The organism is Ruegeria sp. YTSA105 (assembly GCF_059610225.1).
Window position 1 is genome coordinate 88,871 of sequence record NZ_JBXWNE010000013.1, and the last position, 23,601, is coordinate 112,471.

A 23,601-nucleotide genomic window follows, 5' to 3' on the forward strand; every position below is an offset into this window, starting at 1 on the left:
CGATAGCGTGGGCGGCATGAGCAGCACTCCACGATTCATCCACCTCCGCGTTCACACCGAATATTCCCTGCTGGAAGGCGCCGTGCGGCTGAAAAAGCTGCCTGGTCTGTGTGAAAAGCTTGAGATGCCTGCCGTCGCCGTCACGGACACCAACAGCATGTTCTCTGCGTTGGAGTTTTCGGTCACCGCCAGCGGAGCGGGCGTTCAGCCGATCATGGGGTGCCAGGTCGACCTGACCTACCTGCAGGCGCAACCGGGCGAGAAAGCGAAAGCCCCCGCGCCGCTGGTGCTGCTGGCGCAGTCAGAGGTCGGGTATGAAAACCTAATGAAGCTCAGCTCTTGCCTGTATGTGGACAAGGGCGGGCAGTTGCCGCAGGTGACATTGGATGAACTGGCAGAGCGCTCGGATGGTCTGATCTGCCTGTCTGGCGGCCCTGACGGACCGGTGGGTCGCTTGTTGCAGCAAGGGCAGCGCCCAGCGGCCGAGGTCTTGGTGGATCGCCTTGCAACCATGTTCCCGGATCGTCTGTATGTCGAACTACAGCGCCATCCAGGCGAGGGTGGTCAGCCCGAGGCCGAACGTCTGACCGAGCGCGGCCATGTTGAAATGGCCTATGCCAAGAACCTGCCGCTGGTGGCTACCAACGATGTCTACTTCCCGACCACGGACATGTACGAAGCGCATGATGCGCTGATCTGTATTGCCGAGGGCGCTTATGTCGATCAGCAGGATGGCCGCCGCCGTCTGACCGCACAGCATTATTTCAAGTCGCAGCAGGAAATGGCGACCCTGTTCGCCGATCTGCCCGAAGCAATCGAAAACACGGTCGAGATCGCCAGGCGCTGTGCGTTCATGGCCTATCGCCGCGATCCGATCCTGCCGAAATTCGCTGATGACGAGGTGGCCGAGCTGCGCCGCATCGCCAATGAAGGTCTGCAGAAACGTCTGGCCGTGATCCCGCATGCGGTAACCCCTGAAGAGTATCAGAAGCGGCTGGATTTCGAACTGGACATTATCGAGGGCATGGGGTTTCCCGGTTATTTCCTGATTGTTGCCGATTTTATTCAGTGGTCCAAGGATCACGATATCCCGGTTGGGCCGGGGCGGGGCTCGGGCGCGGGGTCGCTGGTGGCCTATGCGCTGACGATCACCGACCTTGATCCGTTGCGTTATTCGCTGCTGTTCGAACGCTTCCTGAACCCCGAACGGGTATCGATGCCTGACTTCGATATCGACTTCTGCATGGACCGCCGCGAAGAGGTGATCCGCTACGTGCAGCAGAAATATGGGCGCGACAAGGTTGGGCAGATCATAACTTTTGGCGCGCTGCTGTCGAAGGCCGCCGTGCGTGACATCGGGCGGGTTTTGCAGATGCCATATGGGCAGGTGGACCGTCTGTCCAAGATGATCCCGGTCGAAGGGGTGAAACCCGTCTCGATTGAAAAGGCGCTTAAAGACGAACCGCGTCTGCGTGAAGAGGCGCGTAACGAGGAGGTTGTGGACCGTCTGCTGACTTATGGCCAGCAGGTCGAGGGGCTGTTGCGAAACGCGTCGACCCACGCGGCTGGTGTGGTGATTGGCGACCGTCCGCTGGATGCGCTGGTGCCGCTGTATCAGGATCCGCGTTCCGACATGCCTGCGACCCAGTTCAACATGAAATGGGTAGAACAGGCCGGTCTGGTTAAATTCGACTTTCTGGGTCTGAAAACCCTGACCGTGATCCAGAATGCGATGGATCTGATCTTCAAATCCGGGCGCGACCTGCACATCGCTGCTGACGGAACCGAGCTGTACGAAGCCGCCGAGGGGGCCGCGAACCAGATCAACGCCATCCCGCTGGATGATGAAGCGACTTACAAACTCTACTCAGCGGCCAAGACCGTAGCGGTGTTCCAGGTGGAATCCTCGGGCATGATGGATGCGCTCAAGCGGATGAAACCGGATTGTATCGAGGATATCATCGCCCTCGTCGCGCTATACCGTCCGGGCCCGATGGAGAACATCCCCAAGTTCTGCGAGGTCAAGAACAAGCTGAGCGAACGGGACACGCTGCATCCTTCCATCGACCATATCCTGGACGAAACCCAAGGCATTATCGTCTACCAGGAACAGGTTATGCAGATCGCTCAGGAAATGGCGGGCTATAGCCTTGGCGGAGCGGATTTGCTGCGCCGCGCGATGGGTAAGAAAATTCAGGAGGCGATGGATGCAGAGCGGCCTAAGTTCCTCAAAGGCGCTGCTGAGAATGACGTGGACGAGGCTAAGGCGACCGAGGTCTGGAACCTGTTGGATAAATTCGCCAACTATGGCTTCAACAAATCCCACGCTGCCGCCTATGCCGTGGTCAGCTATCAGACCGGCTGGTTGAAGGCGAACCACCCGGTCGAGTTCATGGCTGGGGTCATGAACTGCGATATCCATCTGACTGACAAGCTGGCGGTTTACTTCGAGGAAGTCCGCAAAGGGTTGAAACTGCCTTACATACCGCCCTGCGTGAACCGCTCGCAATCCACGTTTGACGTGGTGGATCAGCATCTGGTTTACGCGCTGGGCGCGTTGAAAAACGTCGGCGTTGAGGCGATGAACTTGGTAGTAGAAGGACGTGCAGGCAAACCGTTCGTCAACCTCTTCGACTTTGCCCGCCGCGTTGATCTGAAGAAGGTCGGCAAGCGGCCCTTGGAAATGCTGGCGCGTGCTGGCGCGTTTGATGAACTCGACAAGAACCGCCGCCGCGTCTTCGAAAGCCTTGATCCGCTGGTGCAATATTCAACTGCGATCCACGATCAGAAGAACTCGAACCAGGTATCGCTGTTCGGCGAGGCGGGCGACGACCTGCCCGAGCCACGCCTTTCGCCGACGCCGGACTGGTTGCCTGCCGAGCGTTTGAGCGAAGAGTTCAAGGCCATCGGATTTTACCTGTCCGGCCACCCGCTGGATGATTATATGCCCGCCCTAAAACGCAAGCAGGTACTGACACTGGATGAGGTGATGGAAAAGGCACGCTCGGGTCCGCTGATCGCCAAGATGGCCGGTGTAGTGGCTGGGCGGCAGGAACGGAAATCTGCGCGCGGAAACCGGTTTGCCTTTGCCCAACTTTCTGACCCTACAGGTGCCTATGAGGTCACACTGTTTTCCGAAACGCTGGAGAAATCCCGTGAGTTTCTGGAAACCGGTGCACAGGTGGTGCTGACCGCCGAAGCAACGATGGAGGCCGATCAACTCAAACTTCTAGGCCGGTCCGTCGGGCCGGTAGATGCGGTCGTGGCCGAGGCAGGGGCGACCGGGCTGCGCATTTTTGTTGATCAGCCGCAGGTTCTGCCCACAGTTGCCAAAGTTCTGGAAGATGCCGCTGGCGCAGCCAAGGGGGCTGCGAAAGGGCCTATCCATCTGTGCCTGCTTGATCCTGGCCTGCCGGGAGATGTCGAGATGGACCTTGGCCAGGAATTCCCGATCAACCCGCAGATCAAAGGGGCGATCAAATCGCTGGACGGCGTGATGTCGGTCGAGGAAATCTGACCGCCCCGGAAAAGTTGCCTGACATTCGCCCGCCGGGTAGGCTGAGGACTGAAAGAGATTTTCTGGTGATGCCACAGGAGGGCAACCATATGACGATCCCACATTTCGGTTTTCGAACATTGATATTGGCCGCGTCGATGGCCTTGGTCACCGCCGGGTCGGCGGTGGCGGACGACAAGAAGAAAAAGAACACCATCGAAGGCGCGTTGATCGGGGCGGGCGTCGGTGCTTTGATTGGTGATGGCAAGGGCGCGGCAATCGGCGGCGTGGCCGGGGCCTTTATTGGACATAACTGGAAATGACTGCGATGCGTTTGACCCAAATGAAAACCGCTCTCGCAAGCCTGTGCATGATCGTTCCGGGCATGGCCATCGCCGACGAAGCTGCTGAACAAATGGTTCGGGACGCATTGCCCGTCATGTATCATACCTGTGCAACGGTGGTTGAAGAGGCGGACGGTGATGAGACCTATATCTTTGCGGTTGTCGAGAAGATGACAGCACTGTCGATCTATAACCGCCAGATTGATATCAATGATCACGCAAGCACGGACGAGGACAAAGCGAAACTGCGTGAGACCTTTATCGCCGCATTGAGAGAAGGCTGCGCCGAGGACCAGCATGCCCTGTTGGGCGGGGTTGTCGACAATGCGGTGAAAACGACGCTCGGCTTGTAATCGCTCAATAATGCGGCGGGCGTTCGTCTCCGAGGATGATGCCGCCTGAACCTTCTTGTGCCCGTTCACCTTCGCGGCGCATCAGCACCTCAACCCGGCGGGTCAAGTTGTCGATCTCATCCTGCTGGCGCGTGACGATTGTGTTCAGATCTTCGACCGTGCGGGTCAGATGGGCGATCTGCTCTTCCAGATGTTGCATTGGAAACTCCTGTCTCGCGCCGGTCATAACGGCACCGGCTGTGCAAGGCCAGCGAAAGCGCGCCTTGCCCCGAAACGGGCCATGGGATAGACCGCGCGCGGAACACTTAACGCCCAAGGACGCCCCAAATGGCCAAGCCCAAGAAACAGCCCCGCCCCAAGGCCGTAACGCCGAAGGGGTTTCGCGACTATTTTGGCGAGGAAGTCACGCAGCGCACCGAGATGCTGCGGACTATCGCGGGTGTCTATCATCGCTATGGCTTTGATGCTTTGGAGAGCAGCGCGGTCGAAACGGTCGAAGCGCTGGGCAAGTTCCTGCCTGACGTGGATCGTCCGAACGAAGGCGTCTTTGCCTGGCAGGAATTCGATGAGAACGACAAGGGCGATTGGATGGCCCTGCGCTATGACCTGACCGCGCCATTGGCCCGCGTCTATGCGCAACACCGCAACGATCTGCCGACACCTTATCGCCGCTATGCGATGGGTCCGGTCTGGCGCAACGAAAAGCCAGGTCCAGGGCGGTATCGCCAGTTTTATCAATGTGATGCGGATACGGTGGGTACCGCATCAATGACGGCGGATGCCGAGATTTGCGCCATGTTGTCGGATACGCTGGAAACCGTGGGCATCCCGCGCGGTGACTATCTGGTGCGGGTGAATAATCGCAAGGTTCTGAACGGCGTGCTCGAGGCGATGGGTCTGGGCGAAGACGCTGCCGCCCGTGACAGCGTGCTGCGCACCATCGACAAGTTCGATAAGGTGGGCGAAGCAGGCGTGCGCGAATTGCTGACCAAGGGTCGTCTGGACGCGTCAGGTGCCTTCATCGACGGCGTGGGTCTAAGCGATGATCAGGCAGAACCGGTCATCGCCTTCCTGACCTCTAAAGCTGCAGATACCGCAGGAACGCTGGCCAATCTGCGTGCCGCCGTGGGTGACAGCCAAATCGGTGCGGATGGCATTGGCGAACTGGAACAGATCGGGACCTTGCTGGAAGCCGGCGGCTATGGCGCGGATCGGATCGAGATTGACCCATCGGTCGTGCGTGGGTTGGGCTATTACACCGGTCCGGTCTATGAGGCCGAGTTGACCTTTGATATCTTTGACGAGAAAGGCCGCAAGCGGCAGTTCGGCTCTGTCGCAGGCGGTGGGCGCTATGACGATCTGGTCAAGCGTTTCACTGGACAGGAAGTGCCAGCGACCGGTGTCTCCATTGGTGTCGACCGCCTGTTGGCTGCTCTGCGCGAAAAGGGGCGGATCAGCGCACAGGCCAAGGGGCCGGTGGTTGTCACCGTCATGGATCGCGACCGCATGGCGGATTATCAGGCCATGGTGGCCGAGCTGCGCAATGCAGGTATCCGGGCCGAGGTCTATCTGGGGAACCCCAAGAATTTTGGCAACCAGCTGAAATATGCGGACAAGCGGAATTCACCCATTGCGGTCATCGAAGGTGGTGACGAAAAGGCGAACGGGATCGTGCAGATCAAGGACCTGATCCTTGGTGCAAAGATCGCCGAAAGCGCCACGCTTGAGGAATGGAAAGAACGCCCAAGCCAGTTCGAGGTTCCGCGCGGTGATCTGGTTGCCAAGGTGCGCGAAATTCTGGACAATCAGGACTGAGCCATGGCCAACCGTACTCAGATACAGGCGCGCGCCGCGATGATGCGGGTGCGTTTCGAGACCGCAGGTGCCCGGGTTGTTGATCCGCCTCTGTTGCAACCGGCTGAAACGTTGCTGGACCTCTATGGGGAAGACATTCGCGCCCGTGCTTACGTTACCTCGGATGCGCTGCATGGTGAACAAATGCTGCGCCCGGATTTCACGCTGCCGGTGGTGCAGATGCACATGTCCGACGGTGCCGAACCGGCGCGCTATACCTATTCGGGTGAGGTGTTTCGGCGGCAGGAACACGATCCGGATCGCGCGAATGAATATATCCAGGTCGGGTATGAGGTGTTTGATCGCACCGATCCGGCCAGTGCCGATGCCGAAGTGTTTTCGCTGTTCGCGTTGCAACTGCGTGGGTTGCCCCTGCGGGCGGCAACCGGCGATATCGGTATTCTGACCGCTGCTGTCCAGGGGCTGAGGACTTCCGACCGGCGCAAGGCGGCGCTGATGCGCCATCTGTGGCGGCCCCGCCGTTTTCGCGTCTTGCTGGACCGTTTCGCTGGGCGCAAGCCGGGGCCTGAAGGACGCAAGACCTTACTCGAGGCTGCTGACCCTTTGGCAACCGACGCGCCTATGATCGGCAAGCGCCTCGCCTCTGAAATTCAGGCACGGATCGAAGCCCTGCGTGAGGATCGTGATACCCCACCGATTTCCGACAACGAACTGGCCGGGTTGGAAACCCTGCTGAACGTCCGCGAAACCATGCCCTTTGCGCTTGAACAGCTGCGCGACGTGGCGGTGGACTTGCCGCAGATCACCCCGGCGCTGGACCGGCTTGAGGCGCGGATCGCGGCCTTGCAAGCGCGCGGCGTGGATGTGGACAGGTTGGATTTCGAAGCGTCTTATGGCCGGACCTCGATGGAGTATTATGACGGGTTTGTCTTTGGTTTCTACGCCGAGGGCCGGCCGGATTTGCCGCCTATTGCCACTGGGGGGCGCTATGATGCACTGACCCGCCACTTGGGCAAAGGCGCAGAAATCCCCGCAGTTGGCGGCGTGCTGCGCCCGGACCTGATGCTGGAGATAGAGGAGGACGCGCAATGAGCCTGAAACTGGGCGTGCCTTCAAAGGGCCGGTTGATGGAAAAGACCTTTTCGTGGTTCGAAAAGCGCTACATCACCCTGTCTCGCAGTGGGTCGGACCGCGAATATGCCGGTAAGGTGGAAGGGATCGAGGGTGTCTCGCTGATCCTGTTATCGGCGGGGGAAATTCCGCGTGAATTGGCTGCTGGTCGCATTCATCTTGGCGTCACCGGAATTGATCTGGTGCATGAAAAGCTGCCGCGCTGGGAACAGCAGGTCGAAGAAGTATCTCCGCTTGGGTTTGGCAAGGCCGATCTGATCATCGCTACGCCAGCCTGCTGGGTCGACGTGGACACGCTTGATGACCTTGACGCGGCGGCGGCGGCTTTTCGCAAGACCCACGGCCACCGCCTGCGGATTGCCACCAAATACCACCGGTTGGTGCGTGAATTTCTGACAGATGCGGGCGTGGCCGATTATACGCTGGTCGACAGCCAGGGGGCGACCGAAGGCACGGTAATGAATGAAACCGCCGAAGCGATTGCCGATATCACGTCAACGGGGGAAACTCTGCGCGCCAACCACCTGAAAATCCTGACAGACGGGCTGATCCTGCAATCGCAAGCAACCCTATGGCGCAGCCGGGTGGCCAAGTATACGGACGAAGACAAGGATGTTCTGACTGAGGTGCTCGACCGTCTGGCCTGATTACAGCACGCCGATATCCGCCAGCGCGCGGTTTAGATCATCGGGCAGGGCATCGTCCTGCGCGCGGGTTTTTGGCAGATCGGCGGGGGTGTCCTCGGGCTTGAGATAACGCCACCCCTGAAAGGGGCGCTTCAGGGCGTTCTGGGTGCGATGAACCTCAGGATCCAGAATAATGGCGCAGCGGCGAATGCCGTCATCCCCGATCACTTCGTCCATTCGTAGGATGCGCTGACGGCATTGCACAACGCCTTTGATCACCCAATAGATTGATCCGCCATTCAGAATCTCTGCCTCGCGTTTGGGCCACATGCGTGTCACGTGGCACGGCAATCCGTCCTCGTACAGAGGCATGCGACTCTCCTGCCATGCGATCAGCGTGTCGACGCTCTCTGATCCGACGGACAGTTTTATGAGGTTTACGTACTTATCCACAGCTTTCCCACAGAGTCGTCCCAAGGCTACCTTTATATTGTAGCCTTCTGCACCGCTTCATCAAGGTGTTGTGGTGAAGGTGCGAATTGGGCTAATCTGGATACCTCTTTCAAGACAGGGAATCACCAATGAGCCGCTTTGCCGCCCCCATCGCCGAGCAGATCTGGGACATGAAATACCGCTTTAAGCAGGCGGATGGAACACCCATCGACCAAACGGTTGAAGACAGCTGGCGCCGTATCGCTCGCGATCTGGCCCGCGTGGAACAGGACCCTGCTCATTGGGAAGACAAGTTCTTTGAGGCGTTGGAGGATTTCAAATATCTGCCCGCCGGACGCATCACCGCCGGTGCGGGCACTGCACGCCGGGTGACCCTGTTCAACTGTTTTGTCATGGGAACCATACCAGACAGCATGGGCGGTATTTTCGATATGTTGAAAGAGGCCGCCCTGACCATGCAGCAGGGTGGGGGGATCGGCTATGATTTCTCAACCATTCGTCCGCGTGGCGCGGATGTACACGGGGTGGCGGCGGACGCCTCGGGGCCGCTGAGCTTTATGGATGTGTGGGACGCGATGTGCCGCACGATCATGTCTGCGGGGTCGCGCCGCGGGGCGATGATGGCGACCATGCGCTGCGATCATCCCGATATCGAACAGTTCATCACCGCCAAATCCGACCCGGCCCGTCTGCGCATGTTCAACATGTCGGTTCTGGTGACAGATCCGTTTATGGAGGCAGTCAAGGCCGATGGCCCGTGGGAACTGGTGTTTGATGGCAAGGTCTATCACACCATCCAGGCCCGCGATCTATGGAACAAGATCATGCAGGCCACTTACGACTATGCCGAGCCAGGTGTGATCTTCATCGATCGGATCAATGCGGCCAACAACCTCAGCTATGTCGAGACCATCGCGGCGACGAACCCCTGCGGCGAACAGCCCCTGCCGCCTTATGGCGCCTGCCTGCTGGGCTCGATCAACCTGGCGCGTTTGGTGACCGGACCGTTCGAGGATGCCGCTCATCTGGATGAGGCCGCGCTGCAAGAGCTGGTCGCCACCGCCGTTCGCATGATGGACAATGTGGTCGACGCCTCGAAATTTCCGCTGGCCGAACAAGAGGCTGAGGCGCAAGACAAACGCCGCATTGGTTTGGGTGTCACCGGGCTGGCCGATGCACTGTTGATGCTGGGTCTACGCTATGGCTCTGACGAGGCGGCGCGTCAGACCGAGCGCTGGTTGCACGCAATCGCCCGCGCCGCGTATCTGGCGTCGGTCGATTTGGCAAAGGAAAAGGGGGCGTTTCCCTTGTTCGAAGCCGAGAAATACCTGGCCAGCGGCACAATGCTGCAGATGGATGACGACGTACGCGATGCGATCCGCGAACACGGCATCCGCAACGCGCTGCTGACGTCGATTGCCCCGACGGGGACGATTTCCCTGTACGCGGGCAACGTCTCTTCGGGGATCGAGCCGGTCTTTGCCTATGCGTATACGCGCAAGGTCCTGCAAAAAGATGGCTCGCGCACCGAAGAAGAAGTCGTGGATTACGCCGTTCAGATGTGGCGCGACAAGTTTGGTGATAAGGACCTGCCCGACTATTTCGTCAACGCGCAGACGCTGCCTCCGTCTGATCATGTCAAGATGCAGGCGGCGGCACAGAAATGGATCGACAGCTCGATTTCCAAGACGATCAACTGCCCCGAGGATATCAGCTTTGACGCTTTCAAAGATGTCTACATGCAGGCCTGGGATCAGGGCTGCAAAGGGTGCACGACCTATCGCCCCAACGATGTGACGGGGTCGGTTCTGACCGTATCAGAGAGTGCCGACAAAGCTCCTGGAGAAAGCGCGGATGCGCCGCACGAGGTTGATGGCGGCGATGTCATCTATATGTCCGAACCGCTGGACCGCCCACAATCGCTTGAGGGGTCAACATATAAGTTGAAATGGCCCGACAGCGAGCATGCGATTTACCTGACCATAAATGACATTGTCATTGGCGGCCGCCGTCGTCCGTTCGAGGTATTCATCAACTCCAAGAACATGGAGCATTATGCATGGACGCTTGCGCTGACCCGCATGATCTCGGCCGTGTTCCGTCGGGGCGGTGATGTGTCCTTTGTGGTCGAGGAACTCAAGGCGGTGTTCGACCCGCGTGGCGGGGCCTGGGTGAAAGGCAAATACATCCCCTCGATCCTGGCCGCGATTGGCGGAGTGATCGAGCAGCACCTGATCAATATAGGCTTCCTTGAGGGCGAAGGGATGGGGCTGAAATCCGACCCTCAGGCGCAAGTGGTCAACCTCGACGGCCCCCGCGGCAAAGCCTGCCCGTCCTGCGGTCAGTTCGACATGGTGATGATCGAAGGATGCATGACCTGCCGTAGCTGCGGTCACTCTAAATGCGGGTGATCTGAAGTAGTGGGTTCTGTTGTTGATACACCAAGAAATTGAGACCCAAATCAGCGATTTTTTCGCCCAAAGACAAGGTCTTTGTCGCCCAAGTATCAAAATCCCCTTGTTATCATAGGGGCGGGAAAGCGTTTGATTTTCTTAACAGATGTTTTCTCAGCCAGTATCAATAGTACGAAGGTATTGACGTGCGTCTGGCAATAGGGCTGTTTCATTCTATGACGACATCACAGCATATCTTTCTCATACGATTTTTCTGATCTGCCCCTTTTAGGGCCGACCGTTGGCTGCTTCTCAATTCTACTCTTCTTCGCACGTTGTCGGTCGGTTTTTCTCACTGGATAGATGAGGGAACTGCTATGAAGACCATCAAACTCCTACTCGCCACTGATCCCAATTTTGAAAAAGATGCTCTTACGCATCGGTTCACTGAATATTTGACGAAATTGCGCAAAACGCGGCTGGCCAGAGAATTCATCGGAGACGATGAACATTCGGTCGATCTCGGCGGAGATGATTTCGATAAAGCTGCTCGCGAACTATCGGATGGTGTCGCGCTAAATTGAGATGACAAGCGGCGCATCAAAAATCTAGTTCAGCGCATCCCACAACACAGGGCTGAAGCCTCAGGTCTTGGGCATCTCTCGGAGAAAGAAATCCAACGACTGCGCCCACTAATGTATGAGGTTCGCTTGGTGGAGCCGAGAGACGAGCACTGGGTGGACGAGACAGTATCTTCTTTACATGAAGAAATGCCGTGGATGTCTGCCGCCACCAATGAGGGCTGGCACGCGTTGCGACGTATCTCTAGTACCAAAGATACAATCTCGTTGCCGAAGGACAGGTCCGTCTACATATAGTCGGTGAGAAAGCTCCATTTCCCGTTACTGGCGGCAAAGGCTCACATAAAGGCAAAGTCCAGATTCTCAAGCGCGTCGCCAAACATGAGTGCGCCCTTGATCTGCCCTGCCGGTGTATCGATTGCGGTTTTGGTCTCGGGCGCGAACAGGTAGATCGTTGCCTCGTAGTTCCAGTCAGTATTCTGAGTAGACGCGGGCCCGGATGCCGGCAACTGCCGGCACGATTGCGGTCAAGATCGTTTTCATAGGCAGTGCCTTTTGAGCTAATGTTTCATTGTGTGCCGGGTGGCTTCAGAGATAGCAGAAGCTGAGCAGCTCAGTGGTCCGCTCTGAGGTTCCGGATTCTGGCAAGAGCAGTCACTCGCTATCTCCTTGCGGCGCAGGTTTTCCTTCCAGCTCTGCCTGTGCGGCCAGAAGTGCGGGATGTTCCGGATTGGCTGACAGAGCTTCTGCCACAACCGCGGCGGCAGCAACGCGTCCTTGGGTTGCCGCTGTGATCCTGGCCAGCATCATCCATGCATCCAGCCGTTGCGGATCCAGCCGCACCACCTCGCGGAACGCGGATGTGGCCATGCCCATGTTGCGCATGGTCAGTGCCACACCGCCCAGTTGGAGGTGGGTTTCAGGAAAATCGAGCCGGTTTGCCATGGCATCCTGCCATTCAGCCATGGCGGCTTGCAGCTCTCTGGCGGTTCCGTTCTGGAGGCGGTTCTCCGTATCACCCAGCATCGCGCGGGCAGCGGCCATGCGCACATTGCGGGCAGGGTCGGCAAAGACAGCGGCCAGGCGCTTGCCCCTTTCCTGAAGCGGTGCAAGGCGCTGCAGAGAGGCCGCGGCAGCGCGGACAAGCGGATCCGGGTCCCGCAGCAGGTCCGTCAGCCTAGCGGCGAACAGCGGGTCGTTGGACTGCTCCAAAAGCCAGAGCGCAGTGGCCCGCACGATGCCCGGCTGGCTGGTATTCTGCGCCAGCGCTGTCAAGTCGCCAGCGGCCGCTGCCGCATCGGCACGCCCCCGCGCCAGCACCTCCCCGTAATGCCGGCCACGGTTTCTGTCGTCTGGATACCAAGCGGAAATCTGTGCAGCTGCCCAGGCTGCGTCCTGGCCGCGGTGGCAGGCGGTGCAGGCATCCGGTGCTCCCGTCACTGGCGAAAGGTCCGGCCGGGGAATGCGGAAGGAGTGATCGGCGCGCCAGTCGTTGCCCATGTAGACGCGTTCTGGCATGTGGCAGGACTGGCACTTCGCTCCGGCGCTGTTTTCCGGGTGGAAGTGATGTGCAGGGCTGTCGTAGTCCGCTGCTGTGAGTGTTGGGAAGTCCGGATTACCCGCTGGGCTGTGGCATTGGGTGCAAAGGCCGTTGCCTTCTGCCTTCAGGTCCAGACTGTGTGCGCCGTGGCAATTCAGGCAAGTCACGCCCCGAGCGTGCATCTTAGATTGCAGAAAGGAGCCGTAGACATAGACCTCGTCCTGGATCTGCCCGTCCGCGTGGTAAAGTCCTGGGCGCAAAAGTGCGAGCGTGTAGGCATCATGAAAACGCGTGCCTGGCACCGGGTTGCCGTCCAAGTTGGCTTCGCGTCTGGAATGGCACGTCGCACATTGTTCGACTGCCTGCCGAGGATCGGCGAAATCCACAGGAAATCCATGGTTTGCGGGCGGCGGTGTCCTTGTCGTTTCCCACGTATCAGCCCAATCAACGTGGTCCTTTCCCGGTCCGTGGCAGGCCTCGCAGCCAACGCCTATTTCGACCTGGGTTGATGCATAGCTTAAACGGCGTGCGTCGTAGTTTTTGCGGAACCCGGTGGCGTGGCACTCCGCACAGCGCGCATTCCAGGTCTTGTAGGGACCCGTCCAATGCAGACCATCCAACGGGGGCAGGGTCTCGTCCGGATAAAGGTGGAACCACTTCCCCTCTTCGGTGTCCCAGACCACGTCAAAACTCTGCAGCTGCCCCGGTTCGGTCTCGAGAAGATATTGCTGCAGCGGTTCGATCCCCGCAACCGAATGCACTTTGTATTCCGCCTGCGATCCATCCTTTTCGATCACCTCGACGTAGTATCCGCCCTCAGCTCCTGTCTGAAACCGGGCGGTCATACCGTCATGGTGAAAGGCCGTTCCGCCGAAGTCACCTGCGACCGTCTCCTGCGACGGCGTTGTCCAGGCCTGAGCGTGATGCGATCCTGCCCAGCCTGCGGCACTGTCCTTATGGCAACCGGTGCAACGATCCGACCCCAAGTAGCCGTCAAGGCTCTGGGCCATCGCTGGCAGACCCAGCAGCAAGAGAAGGATCAAGACTACAATCTGCATTTTCAGAGGGCCATCCGATTTTCTGGGTCGTTCATGGACAGGGATGGTGCAGGGCTTCATTCGCGGCTCGGCCAGATCCGCTCCCAATCACGGGCCATGTCGATTACCAGCCAACCGCGGCTAGCTGCTTCATCAAGTCCGCGTGCAAGCTGCCCGATATGGCTTTCACGGCCGTAAGCGTATTCGCGTTCGCTGTCAGTATGGTGCAGCAGGATGCCCAGCCGCGCACCTTCGCCCGCAGTAGTCCATTCAAGCATCTGGAAATCTCCATCGGAATTTCCCACTGCGATCACCGGCCGTCGCCCGATGCGGGCCTCGATAGCAATGGGCTTACCTGCCTTGTCGTCAATGAAGAATAAACCGGGGTCCTTCATCACCCGCGGCGGTCCGTCCCCGGCGGAATAACTGCCATTTCCGATGGACCCGATGACCTGCTCGGGCGGAATGTTATAGGCGCTTTCAGAGAACACCCGGATGAAATGCAGGCCGCCGCCTGAGGCGATGTAAGTACGGAAGCCTTCATCGCGCAGATAGGTCAAGAGCTCCAGCATGGGTTGATAGACCATTTGGTCATAGGCCAGGCCTGTGCCGGAATGCCTGGCCGTGTCCAGCCAGCTGCGCACGGCGGCCTGGAACTCGTCCACCGTCAGGCCGGAGTGGGTGGTGGAGACGATTTCCAAAAGTCCCTCAGTGCCCGAGGCGGCCACTGTCTCCATGTCGCCTTCGACTGCGGCCCGCAGCACGTCAGACGTGAGCACCCCGGGATCAGCAGCGGCCATTTCTTTCAATCGGTCGATGGCAAATAGCAGTTGAAAGTAGACCGGCTGTTCTGCCCAGAGCGTGCCGTCATTGTCGAAGGTCGCAATACGCGCGGCCGGGGTGACATAATCAGGTGAATCCGGGTCCGTTATGCCTTCGACAAACGCAATGATCCGATCCTTGGTGGCCGTATCCGTCCAAGACGGCAAAGGGTCAGCGAGCGGAGCTGATGCAAACAGAATTGTCAAAGGAATTGAAATTAGCAGAGCACGCATAGGGACAACCTCCGCAAGTGCAGGGAAAGGGATGCCGAGGCAACCGGAAAATTAGGCGCCCCGACGGAATTCTCCGTCGGGACGAAGTGGGATGAGTCTACTGCGAGCCGCCCGGCTGCGACAGCTTCTCCATTACCTTGTCGAGGCTGAACGAAGCCGCCTCCTGCCGCGGTGGGTATTCTTCGAAGGTTGCCAGGAACTGCCCAACATAAGCCTGGGCCGGCACCAGCATGAAGGCGTGGTCCATCAGCCAGTCGTAATAGGTGTTCGACGTCCGGTAACCGCGTTCATAAGGGTCGCGGCGCAGGTTGAAGATCAGCGGCACGCGCAGCGGCGTCAGCGGCTCCATCCAGGCCCGGAGAGTTCCCCAGGCCTTCTGCTCGAGGAAGGTGATCTTCCAGTTGTTGAGCCGGATCGCCGCGAGGTCGCCGTCGTCAGTGAAGTAGAAGATCTCATTACGCGGGCTCTTGTCCGTGTCACCCTTGAGCATTGGCAATAGGTTGTAGCCGTCGAGATGGACGCGATACTCGCGGCCTGCCATTTCCGGAACGGTGATGCCTTCGAGCAAATCTTCCTTGATGGTTTCATTGCCTGCAGCGGCCAGGAATGTTGGCAGCCAATCCATGTGATGCACGATCTCGTTCGAGATAGTTCCGGGCGCGATATTACTGGGCCAGCGGACCATAGCAGGCACCCGCCAGGCGCCTTCCCACTGGGTGTTCTTCTCGCCCCAGAACGGGGTCATTCCGGCATCCGGCCATGTGTTCATATGGACGCCGTTATCAGTGGAATAGAACACGATGGTGTTATCGGCGATGCCGAGCTCGTCAAGCTTTTCGAGGAACTTGCCGATATCCATGTCGTGTTCGATCATGCCGGCAGTGTATTCATCAGCTTTTTCCCCATTGTATAACTCATCCGCGAGCGCGCGGTTCTCTTCGCTGACGTGGGTACGGAAATGCATCCGTGTGCCGCTCCACCACAGGAACCACGGGGTGCCGGCGTTGGTCTGTTCCTCCATCCAGGCAATTGCAGCATCTGATGTCTCGTCGTCCACAATCTCCATCCGCTTCCGGGTCAGAGCCCCGGTATCCTCGATATTCTGCGTGATTTCATTTTCGCCGTAGGTCGCGGTCACGTTCAAAACACCACGCGGACCGAACCGTTCAAGGAACGTCGTGCCGTCTGCGAACACCATATCCTTCGGGTAGTCCTCGTTTTCCGGCTCTTCTTCGGCGTTCAGATGGTAGAGATTTCCGAAAAACACATCGAAACCGTGGTTCGTCGGAAGGTGTTCATCCCGGTCTCCCAGATGGTTCTTGCCGAATTGACCGGTGGCATAGCCTTCGGCTTTGAGGAGGCCGGCAATGGTGGGATCTTCGATCTGCATACCTTCCTTGGCACCGGGCAGGCCGACCTTGGAAAGGCCGGTGCGGAAGACCGACTGGCCCATGATAAAGGATGACCGGCCAGCCGTGCAGGATTGTTCACCGTAGTAGTCGGTGAAGATCATACCTTCTCTGGCAACCCGGTCGATATTCGGCGTTTGATAACCCATCAACCCCATTGTGTATGCGGAGATATTGGACTGGCCGATGTCGTCGCCCCAAATGACGAGAACGTTCGGCTTGCCGCCCGCGCTGCCTTCCTGGGCAAGCGCCGGCGCAATCCCAATGCTTAAAATCAGGAACCCGGCCGCGACGGCCCTGTTCAAATACGAAACTGGCATAATCGGTCACTCCCTCACATTCGCTAACAGTGAAACTTGAGTTGGTCGCAGACAAGCACCAAGCGAGAGGCTTTGTCCGCCCGTAGAACATTTCGAGTGGGATCAACTATCCATAAGTTGAATGTATGGCGCAACACTTTCTTTTTTTTGGGCAATCTTTCGGTTGTCGGCCATTGTGTCTAGGCCGTTGCGGACCGGCACGTCATCAGGAACTGCCATGGCCTGCAAGCGGAGTCCTTGGCGCACGAGCCGGAGGCCCACGCGCACTGCAGGCTTTCCGGTCATCTTTGTCGATGAAGGTCAGGACACAGACCCGGCCTTTGTGGATGCGCTCCGCGAAGTGGCGCAGGCGGTTTCACTAGGCTTCTGTCTCGGCTTCTTCGGCGATCCGGAGCAGAAAATTTACATGCGAGGTGCCGGACAAATTCCGCCTGAAGAGGGATGGGAGATGTCTGACGTCAGCGCCAACCTGACGTTGACGAATTACAATATCATCGAATGCTGCGTTTGCTTCGATGGCCGCTATGAGCCGATTGTGTTGAAAAACTCGAGTATCTGACGGCTGCATTTGCGTCGCCGCTGGCGACATACACGCCTCCCAAAGCAATGTGCCCGCACGCAAAATCCCTGTCGAGCGTCATCCGAATGCCGTGACGGGCGACTAAACTTCTGAAAGTGGCGCATCCTTCCAGTAGCCCGAATGGCAGATTTCGGGATCAGCCGAGAAGATCGAACCTTTGGCTCAACTGCAGCTTTGGGCCGTTACTTTGACGATGGAACCATCCAAAGAACGATGCAATGTCTGGCTGCGTGTCCGGCTAACCAACTTTTACGACCATCTTTCCAAAGTTACCGCCGGCCAGCAGTTGATTGAATGCTTCCGGAGCATTTTCAAGCCCCTCAACCACATGTTCCTTGTAGCTTATTGAACCGTTTTTGAGCCAAGCCGTCATATCGCGGACAAACTCCTGATACACGTCGGCACCAAAGTTGTCGAAGATTATGAAACCCTGCATTCTGACTTTCATCCGCAGGATCGTGCCCATGATCGCAGGGCCCATATCCGGGCCGTCCGGTAGGCCGGGCAGGTTGTACCAGGATACAATCCCGCAGACGGGCACCCGTGCAAACGGGTTCAAGAGCGGCAATACGGCATAGAGAACTTTGCCGCCAACGTTTTCGAAATACACGTCAATTCCACTTGGACAAGCCTCGCGCAGTTGCGCTGCCAGATCATCAGATCGATGGTCCAAACATGCGTCAAATCCAAGGTTTTCGACTACATGAGCACATTTTTCAGAACCGCCTGCGATGCCCACTACGCGACATCCTTTTAGCTTTGCGATCTGACCGACTGTTGCGCCTACCGGGCCGGCTGCGGCAGCCACAACAACTGTTTCACCGGCTTTTGGCTCCCCGATTTTCAGAAGCCCGGCATAAGCCGTGTAGCCTGGCATTCCGAGAATTCCGAGCGACCAAGACGGGTTGTCCGGAGATTTACCCAACTTAACGACCTGCGTTCCGTCTGAGACAGCAAAATCCTGCCACCCGCTTGTATTGAGCACATACTCTCCGACTTCGTATCCTTCGATGTTGGATTTGACCACCTGCCCGACGACCTGCGCCGTCATAACACCGCCAATCGGAACGGGTTCGGCATAGGATTTAGCGTCATTCATTCGGCCACGCATGTAAGGATCCAACGACAGGTACACCGTACGTACCAGCATTTCGTCTGGTCCAGGTTCAGGAACGCTCGTGGTTTCCAGGCGCAATGTATTCTCGTCCGGTTGTCCGGTTGGGCGATTGGCGAGAACAATACGACGATTGGTGGCGGATGCTTGGGGCATTGTGACCTCTCATAAGACGGCTTTCTTGCAACAGAGACCAAATTCCGCTGCAGAGCAACACGACAGCACCGACGAGTTCGAAAAACCTATAGACGTGGCCCAATCACGCACGATCTGCGCATTGAAATGCCCAAACGCTCATGGAAACGCCCTGCTAAAAAGTAATCAAACCCGACCTTAGGTTCGTCTTCCATTCACCTCTCGACTGAGGTTCTGGTTCCTTCATGAATCTCGAAGTGGAGGGGTCTCTGAGTCTTGCTTTGCAGGTCTGAAGCTTGCTCATGGATCTGACCAGAAGCCATGACATCATAGACTTCAATCGTGACCAAGCCATAGCCGCACAATTTACTGTCGATGGCCATATCGAAGAGAGCGAGATCGCGATGGTTAGCTGCGAGCGGACGCAGTGTCTCAAATGCAGTGCGAGAGGAGAATCTGGTGTTGCTGTTCAGCGGAAGGGGTAACCATTCATGCAGACCGTAGCGGCGATTAGTGGTCGAATTTACAGATCGCAGGACAAAGCCAACTGTTGTCTCTATTGACCAAATGACTGGTTTTGGCCCAAGCAGTTAGGTCAGACCTGTGGGCTTTTCCGAATGCCATTATCCGTTGCTTTGTATCAAAAGCAATTCTCGCAATAGCGATGGCTGGCCAATAATCACCAAGTAATCCGTATTGGCGACATCGCCCAGACCATTGTGGCCTCATTGTCAGTCCGGTTGCGGAACCGATGCGCGATCATTGAAGGGTAGGAAAAGCTGTCGCCTTTGCGAAGAACTATGATTTCTTCACCAAGGCGCAGCTCCACTTCGCCACTCAAGACGATCGCATGTTGCTCGCCCTCGAAGGAATAGCCTTCCTGGGGTTCGGGCGGTGTACCGGCCCCTGGGCGGAACCGGGACAGGATCAGATAGCATTGTCCGGATAGTGTGCTGGATAGCAGTTCGTCTTCGAATCCCAACTCCTGGGTTGTTCGCGTGTACATGTTGGAAAGCGCCCTGCGATTTTCTTTGCGTACGACGTGTTTGCGCTCCAATGGTCCGGCACCCGATTGCTTGGGAAAGAACCAGTTGGGATCGACCGAGAGCGCTTCGCTGATCTCTCGCAGAAGCTCCGCCGATGCTTTTGCTGATCCCAGCTCGATCCGGCTCAGATACGCCGTCGAGCAGGATACCGTTTCCGAAAGGTCTTGTAACGTCAGGCCACGCGCCTTGCGCACTTCGCGGATTTCGCTGCCAAGCCGTTGAGTGTCAGTATCAGTAACGTTGCTATTCATGCATTCGGGATAAGAGATTTTTGTTGATTTTTCGAGTAAAATTCAACTTAGTTGAAAATTGGGTAATAATTCAACTTACCACATCTGTCCGGGAGATCGCTATGCGCTTTGATTTGATTGCCAATTTCAGTCCTGGTGAGACGATTCCCTGGACCCGGACATTGGAGATGATCCTCGAACAATGTTCGCTGGCAGAGCAGGCTGGATTCACGACCGCCTGGTTCACAGAACATCACTTTGCCCATAACGGCTATATGAACGCGCCGCCCAACCCGATCCAGATGGGTACGCATGTGGCTGCTCATTGCACAAAACTGCGGGTTGGAACGGCGCCCATCATCTTGCCGGACTGGCACCCATTGCGCGTGGCCGAAGACGCGGCGATGCTGGATAACATGTCGCTGGGCCGGTTCGATTTTGGTGTCGCCAAGGGTATCAATGAGCGCTCGACTATCCAGTTCAATTCGGACGCGGATCGGCGCGACAACGGCAAGGTGATGCGCCTCTATCAAGAGAGCCTGGATATTATTCTGAAGGCGTGGACCAACGACGCCTTCACCCATCAAGGTGAGTTCTATGAGTTCCCAGTTCCAGGCTGGAAAGAAACCAACCGTTTTTTTGAACCGCTGGACCCGCGCTATCACGACGAGAATGGCGAGTACAAAGCGATATACGTGCATCCACGCCCGTATTCTGATCCGCACCCACCGGTCTGGCTCATGTCGAATGCGCCTCCTACATTCAAGCTTGCTGGTGAAAAAGGGTGGGGTGTGATCTCGATGGCCGCTGGACCCAAGGCGACACTGGCCTGCTGGGAACCCTACCGCGAGGCGCTTTCCAAACGTGAAGGGCGCAATGTGAAACCAGGGGAAGGCGTTGGCGTCTGCACGGCCTTCTATGTTGGTGCAAGCATGGAGGAGGCTGTGAACACCATTCGTGGCCCGATCAATGCCTATTACGAATTCCTCGGCGGGTCGCGCCCCAAGGGCGAGTGGACAAAACATGGCTATCTTGATGTCGGCGAAGAGATGACTTCTGAGGACGAAGAGATGGATTGGTTCGATTTCCTCAATAAACGCGGGATCATTGTGGTTGGTGACGCCGAATATGTAGCGGATCGTTTTGCCGAGCGGCAGGAAACCATCGGCCTCGACCACCTCATGTTGATGCAGCAATACACTGGCGTTCCCTATGAGAAAATCCTGTCCAGTTGGCATCGACTGTTTGAGCATGTCGTTCCAAAATTCGGGACACAATCCATCGCGCAGAAAAGGATGTTGGAACATGCTTGAAATTTGGGGGCGGCCCTATTCATCAAACGTTATTCCGGTGATTTGGACAGCCAATGAGTTGGGATTGGACTATACGCTGCAACTGGCCGGGGGCAGCTTTGGCAAGCTCGACACTGATATGTACGCGCAGATCAATCCCAACAAAATGATCCCGGCGATCCGCGATGGGGATTTCGCGCTTTGGGAAAGCCTCGCCATTGTGCGGTATCTCTGCGACCGGTACGGCGCGGGAACGTTTAGCCCCTCTGACCTACAGACCCGCGCCATCGCGGATCAATGGATGGAGTGGTCCGCCAGCCGTGCCTTCGGGCCGGTGATTTACCTGTTTTTTGCAACTGTGCGCACCCAATCCGACCAACGGGACCCGGAACAGATCGCCAAACTTCGCGATGAGGCGCATGAAGCGCTGACCATTCTGGATCAGCACCTTGCGGATAAGGCCTATGTCTGTGGCGACAGCTTTACCATGGCGGATATTCCGCTGGGTTGCGTGGCGTATCGCTATTTCAATGTCGAGGTCGACCGCCCACCGTTGCCCAATGTCGAAGCGTGGTACGAACGATTGGCGGAACGCCCCGCATACCGGGGTCACGTCATGCGCCATTTTGGCACTAACCCGGATGAGTGGGCCGACCTTGAAAAGGCCTGTGTCAGCGAAGGAGTTCTGTGATGGACCTGCGTGACTTTCGCCGTGCGCTTGGCGCTTTTCCGACAGGGGTCACAATCGTGGCCACTTATGACCCCGAGGGCATGCCATGGGGCCTGACCGCCAACTCCTTCACCTCGGTCTCACTCGAACCGCCTGTGATCTCTGTCTGTGTCGCAAAATCGGGTCGCGTGTTCCCGACGCTGTCCAGGTCTGATCATTTCGCGGTCAACATCCTGTCCGCGGATCAGAAAGCTCTGGCGTTGCATTTTGCCAGCAATGTGGAAAACCGGTTTGCCGATACGGAATGGACTCCTGGGGCCAAGACGCCTTTGGTCCCCGGTGCATCTGCGCATCTGGAATGCACCGTGCACAACCGGGTTGATGCAGGTGATCATGAAATCCTCTTGGGACGTGTCGTGAACTATGCCCATGCACCCGTTCCTCCGCTGGTCTTTTGTCGCGGCGCGTTCTTTTCCGCGCCCCAATCGGAGGCAGTATCATGAGTGATCACCTGACTTTCCACACCCGGTTCAGCCCTGACGAATTCGACGCGCAGTACAATTTGCGGGCTGGGCGGCCGGACTATGAAGTGACCGTCATTCCCGGGTGGAGCCGCGACAGCGCCCACGCGCGTGCAACATCCGATTGCAGTCTAGATATCCGCTATGGAGAAGGTGAAAAACAAAAGCTGGATGTCTTCCGCTGCGCGGACACCGCCGCACCGACATTGGTCTATTTCCACGGCGGCTATTGGCAGCGTGGCGACAAATCGATCTACAGCTTCATTGCGCCGCCGTTTGTTGAGGCGGGGTTCAATGTTGTTGTCATCGGATACGATCTTTGCCCGTCTGTGACCATCACGAGAATTTCAGAAGAAGCGCGTGAGGCTATGTCCTTTGTCTGGCGCAACGCGGGCGCATTGGGCATCAATCCAGACCGTCTCTGCGTTATGGGCCATTCCGCTGGCGGCCATATTACCCAGATGATGATGGCGACCGATTGGCCGGCATTTGACGATGACTTGCCCGCAGACCTGATTAAATCTGGCATTCCGGTCTCACCGCTCAGCTATCTTGAGCCGGTCCGCCTGACCGAGGCTTTGAATGCGGGCATCCGAATGGATCCGGCAGAAGCCCAGGCCGAAAGCCCGATGACCAAGCACCCTCCGGGTACCAATGCCCCTCAGCTGGTCGTCGTCGGCGGCGCGGAAACCGATGAGTTCCACAGACAGGCTCGAATGTATGTCGAAAAATACGAAACAGCAGATCGCAAGATGGGTCTCTATTTCGTGCCCGATGTGGATCACTTTGACGAACTGAATGTGCTGGTCGACCCGGCGAGCCCCTTCTTCAAACACACTTGCGATATGCTTCAAGGAAAAGGACCGAAATCATGACCGCTTTGACCCGAGACCTAGTCGACTCTGTCGGTGACGCGTTTAACGCCAATGACATCGATGCCGTAATGAGACACTTCGCAACCGACGCTACATTTGATCACGCTGTTGGCCCCGAAGAACATGGCGTGCGTCTGGAAGGAGCCGAAACCATTCGTGGTGCTTTTGCAGCCCTGTTTGAAAAGGTCGCGAACGTGCATTGGGAAACGCTCGACTGCGCTATTTCCGGCAACAAGGCTTATTGCGAATATCGCCGTACAGCCGTGCACAAGGATGGTTCAAAAGAAGAGTTTCTAAGCGTTGACATCCTGACCTACCGAGACGGGCTGATTGTCCATAAAGATACTTATTACAAGCAACGTACAAGCTGACCCGACAGCCTTTGATGCAGCCAAGCACGCAGCAGTTTTGTAAGAGGGAACCTATCTCGCTTTGACAAACCGCTGCGTCGGCAATCAAGCTCCGTTTCGCGCAATCCGTTATTGCGTAATGAAAAGATGCGCAAACATCTAGGGTCAGGACCCATTGATTTCCGTTTTGCGGCGTGATTCACGGTTCAAAAACGAGCGGTGAACATGTCTGATC

General features: G+C 57.3%; 22 protein-coding genes. 14 read left to right on the forward strand and 8 right to left on the reverse strand.

All coding sequences use genetic code 11. The annotated features are described in order from the left end of the window. Positions 1–16 precede the first annotated feature (16 nt). The 3 genes from dnaE to AC2FH2_RS15545 all read left to right on the forward strand — a co-directional run bounded on the left by dnaE (position 17) and on the right by AC2FH2_RS15545 (position 4,193). Positions 17–3,517: a DNA polymerase III subunit alpha gene (dnaE, locus tag AC2FH2_RS15535; protein WP_496824288.1), complete on the forward strand. Its 3,501-nt coding sequence runs from the start codon at positions 17–19 to the stop codon at positions 3,515–3,517. A gap of 89 nt (positions 3,518–3,606) precedes the next feature. Beyond that, positions 3,607–3,819: a YMGG-like glycine zipper-containing protein gene (locus tag AC2FH2_RS15540; protein WP_142638901.1), complete on the forward strand. Its 213-nt coding sequence runs from the start codon at positions 3,607–3,609 to the stop codon at positions 3,817–3,819. A 20-nt stretch (positions 3,820–3,839) separates the two neighbouring features. Further along, on the forward strand, positions 3,840–4,193 hold the full coding sequence (locus AC2FH2_RS15545; RefSeq protein WP_496824290.1) for a hypothetical protein: 354 nt from the start codon (positions 3,840–3,842) through the stop codon (positions 4,191–4,193). A gap of 4 nt (positions 4,194–4,197) precedes the next feature. Here the strand turns inward: AC2FH2_RS15545 and AC2FH2_RS15550 are convergent, their stop codons facing one another. Then, complete coding sequence (locus tag AC2FH2_RS15550) at positions 4,198–4,392, reverse strand: SlyX family protein (protein WP_142638896.1); 195 nt, start codon at positions 4,390–4,392, stop codon at positions 4,198–4,200. A gap of 128 nt (positions 4,393–4,520) precedes the next feature. On the opposite strand from AC2FH2_RS15550, the gene hisS reads away from it, so the two are divergent. The 3 genes from hisS to hisG are packed head-to-tail and all read left to right on the forward strand — an operon-like array spanning position 4,521 to position 7,786. Further along, complete coding sequence (gene hisS / locus AC2FH2_RS15555; RefSeq protein ID WP_496824292.1) at positions 4,521–6,008, forward strand: histidine--tRNA ligase; 1,488 nt, start codon at positions 4,521–4,523, stop codon at positions 6,006–6,008. A gap of 3 nt (positions 6,009–6,011) precedes the next feature. Continuing rightward, on the forward strand, positions 6,012–7,100 hold the full coding sequence (locus AC2FH2_RS15560; RefSeq protein ID WP_496824294.1) for an ATP phosphoribosyltransferase regulatory subunit: 1,089 nt from the start codon (positions 6,012–6,014) through the stop codon (positions 7,098–7,100). Further along, on the forward strand, positions 7,097–7,786 hold the full coding sequence (hisG, locus tag AC2FH2_RS15565; RefSeq protein ID WP_496824295.1) for an ATP phosphoribosyltransferase: 690 nt from the start codon (positions 7,097–7,099) through the stop codon (positions 7,784–7,786). Before AC2FH2_RS15560 ends, hisG begins: the two co-directional genes overlap by 4 nt. On the opposite strand, the gene AC2FH2_RS15570 is transcribed toward hisG, so the two are convergent. Beyond that, positions 7,787–8,218 (reverse strand): DUF1489 family protein, encoded by a 432-nt coding sequence (locus AC2FH2_RS15570; protein ID WP_496690530.1) that lies wholly within the window; start codon positions 8,216–8,218, stop codon positions 7,787–7,789. A gap of 128 nt (positions 8,219–8,346) precedes the next feature. Between AC2FH2_RS15570 and AC2FH2_RS15575 the strand changes: the two genes are divergently transcribed. Continuing rightward, positions 8,347–10,629, forward strand: coding sequence for an adenosylcobalamin-dependent ribonucleoside-diphosphate reductase (locus AC2FH2_RS15575; RefSeq protein ID WP_271952531.1), 2,283 nt, complete (start codon positions 8,347–8,349; stop codon positions 10,627–10,629). A 359-nt stretch (positions 10,630–10,988) separates the two neighbouring features. Then, complete coding sequence (locus AC2FH2_RS15580) at positions 10,989–11,195, forward strand: hypothetical protein (RefSeq protein WP_496701124.1); 207 nt, start codon at positions 10,989–10,991, stop codon at positions 11,193–11,195. A 335-nt stretch (positions 11,196–11,530) separates the two neighbouring features. Here the strand turns inward: AC2FH2_RS15580 and AC2FH2_RS15585 are convergent, their stop codons facing one another. The 4 genes from AC2FH2_RS15585 to AC2FH2_RS15600 form a co-directional block, all read right to left on the reverse strand. After that, positions 11,531–11,701, reverse strand: a complete 171-nt coding sequence (locus AC2FH2_RS15585; RefSeq protein ID WP_496701122.1) for a hypothetical protein — start codon at positions 11,699–11,701, stop codon at positions 11,531–11,533. Positions 11,702–11,846: 145 nt separating this feature from the next. Continuing rightward, positions 11,847–13,790 carry a multiheme c-type cytochrome gene (locus AC2FH2_RS15590; RefSeq protein ID WP_496824298.1) on the reverse strand — a complete coding sequence of 648 codons (1,944 nt, stop codon included), beginning with the start codon at positions 13,788–13,790 and terminating at the stop codon, positions 11,847–11,849. Between the two features lie 56 nt (positions 13,791–13,846). Next, positions 13,847–14,824 carry an HAD family hydrolase gene (locus AC2FH2_RS15595; RefSeq protein ID WP_271952630.1) on the reverse strand — a complete coding sequence of 326 codons (978 nt, stop codon included), beginning with the start codon at positions 14,822–14,824 and terminating at the stop codon, positions 13,847–13,849. A gap of 97 nt (positions 14,825–14,921) precedes the next feature. Beyond that, on the reverse strand, positions 14,922–16,553 hold the full coding sequence (locus tag AC2FH2_RS15600; protein WP_142638882.1) for an arylsulfatase: 1,632 nt from the start codon (positions 16,551–16,553) through the stop codon (positions 14,922–14,924). 121 nt (positions 16,554–16,674) lie between these two features. On the opposite strand from AC2FH2_RS15600, the gene AC2FH2_RS15605 reads away from it, so the two are divergent. Beyond that, positions 16,675–17,112, forward strand: a complete 438-nt coding sequence (locus tag AC2FH2_RS15605; protein WP_496824300.1) for a UvrD-helicase domain-containing protein — start codon at positions 16,675–16,677, stop codon at positions 17,110–17,112. A 259-nt stretch (positions 17,113–17,371) separates the two neighbouring features. Here the strand turns inward: AC2FH2_RS15605 and curA are convergent, their stop codons facing one another. Beyond that, positions 17,372–18,403, reverse strand: a complete 1,032-nt coding sequence (gene curA, locus AC2FH2_RS15610) for an NADPH-dependent curcumin/dihydrocurcumin reductase (protein WP_281973653.1) — start codon at positions 18,401–18,403, stop codon at positions 17,372–17,374. A gap of 658 nt (positions 18,404–19,061) precedes the next feature. Then, the gene (locus tag AC2FH2_RS15615; protein WP_496824302.1) at positions 19,062–19,679 is read right to left on the reverse strand and encodes a helix-turn-helix domain-containing protein; all 618 of its coding nucleotides are present in this window, start codon (positions 19,677–19,679) and stop codon (positions 19,062–19,064) included. Positions 19,680–19,780: 101 nt separating this feature from the next. On the opposite strand from AC2FH2_RS15615, the gene AC2FH2_RS15620 reads away from it, so the two are divergent. Genes AC2FH2_RS15620 through AC2FH2_RS15640 form a run of 5 tightly spaced genes read left to right on the forward strand, consistent with a single transcriptional unit; the run spans position 19,781 to position 23,387 of the window. Beyond that, positions 19,781–20,971, forward strand: a complete 1,191-nt coding sequence (locus AC2FH2_RS15620) for an LLM class flavin-dependent oxidoreductase (protein WP_496694440.1) — start codon at positions 19,781–19,783, stop codon at positions 20,969–20,971. Continuing rightward, positions 20,964–21,641 (forward strand): glutathione S-transferase family protein, encoded by a 678-nt coding sequence (locus tag AC2FH2_RS15625; protein ID WP_142638877.1) that lies wholly within the window; start codon positions 20,964–20,966, stop codon positions 21,639–21,641. The genes AC2FH2_RS15620 and AC2FH2_RS15625 overlap by 8 nt, the downstream gene beginning before the upstream one ends. After that, positions 21,641–22,123 (forward strand): flavin reductase family protein, encoded by a 483-nt coding sequence (locus tag AC2FH2_RS15630; RefSeq protein WP_281973656.1) that lies wholly within the window; start codon positions 21,641–21,643, stop codon positions 22,121–22,123. Before AC2FH2_RS15625 ends, AC2FH2_RS15630 begins: the two co-directional genes overlap by 1 nt. Then, the gene (locus AC2FH2_RS15635; RefSeq protein WP_496701111.1) at positions 22,120–23,016 is read left to right on the forward strand and encodes an alpha/beta hydrolase; all 897 of its coding nucleotides are present in this window, start codon (positions 22,120–22,122) and stop codon (positions 23,014–23,016) included. Before AC2FH2_RS15630 ends, AC2FH2_RS15635 begins: the two co-directional genes overlap by 4 nt. After that, positions 23,013–23,387: a nuclear transport factor 2 family protein gene (locus tag AC2FH2_RS15640; protein ID WP_271952617.1), complete on the forward strand. Its 375-nt coding sequence runs from the start codon at positions 23,013–23,015 to the stop codon at positions 23,385–23,387. Before AC2FH2_RS15635 ends, AC2FH2_RS15640 begins: the two co-directional genes overlap by 4 nt. Positions 23,388–23,601 lie beyond the last annotated feature (214 nt).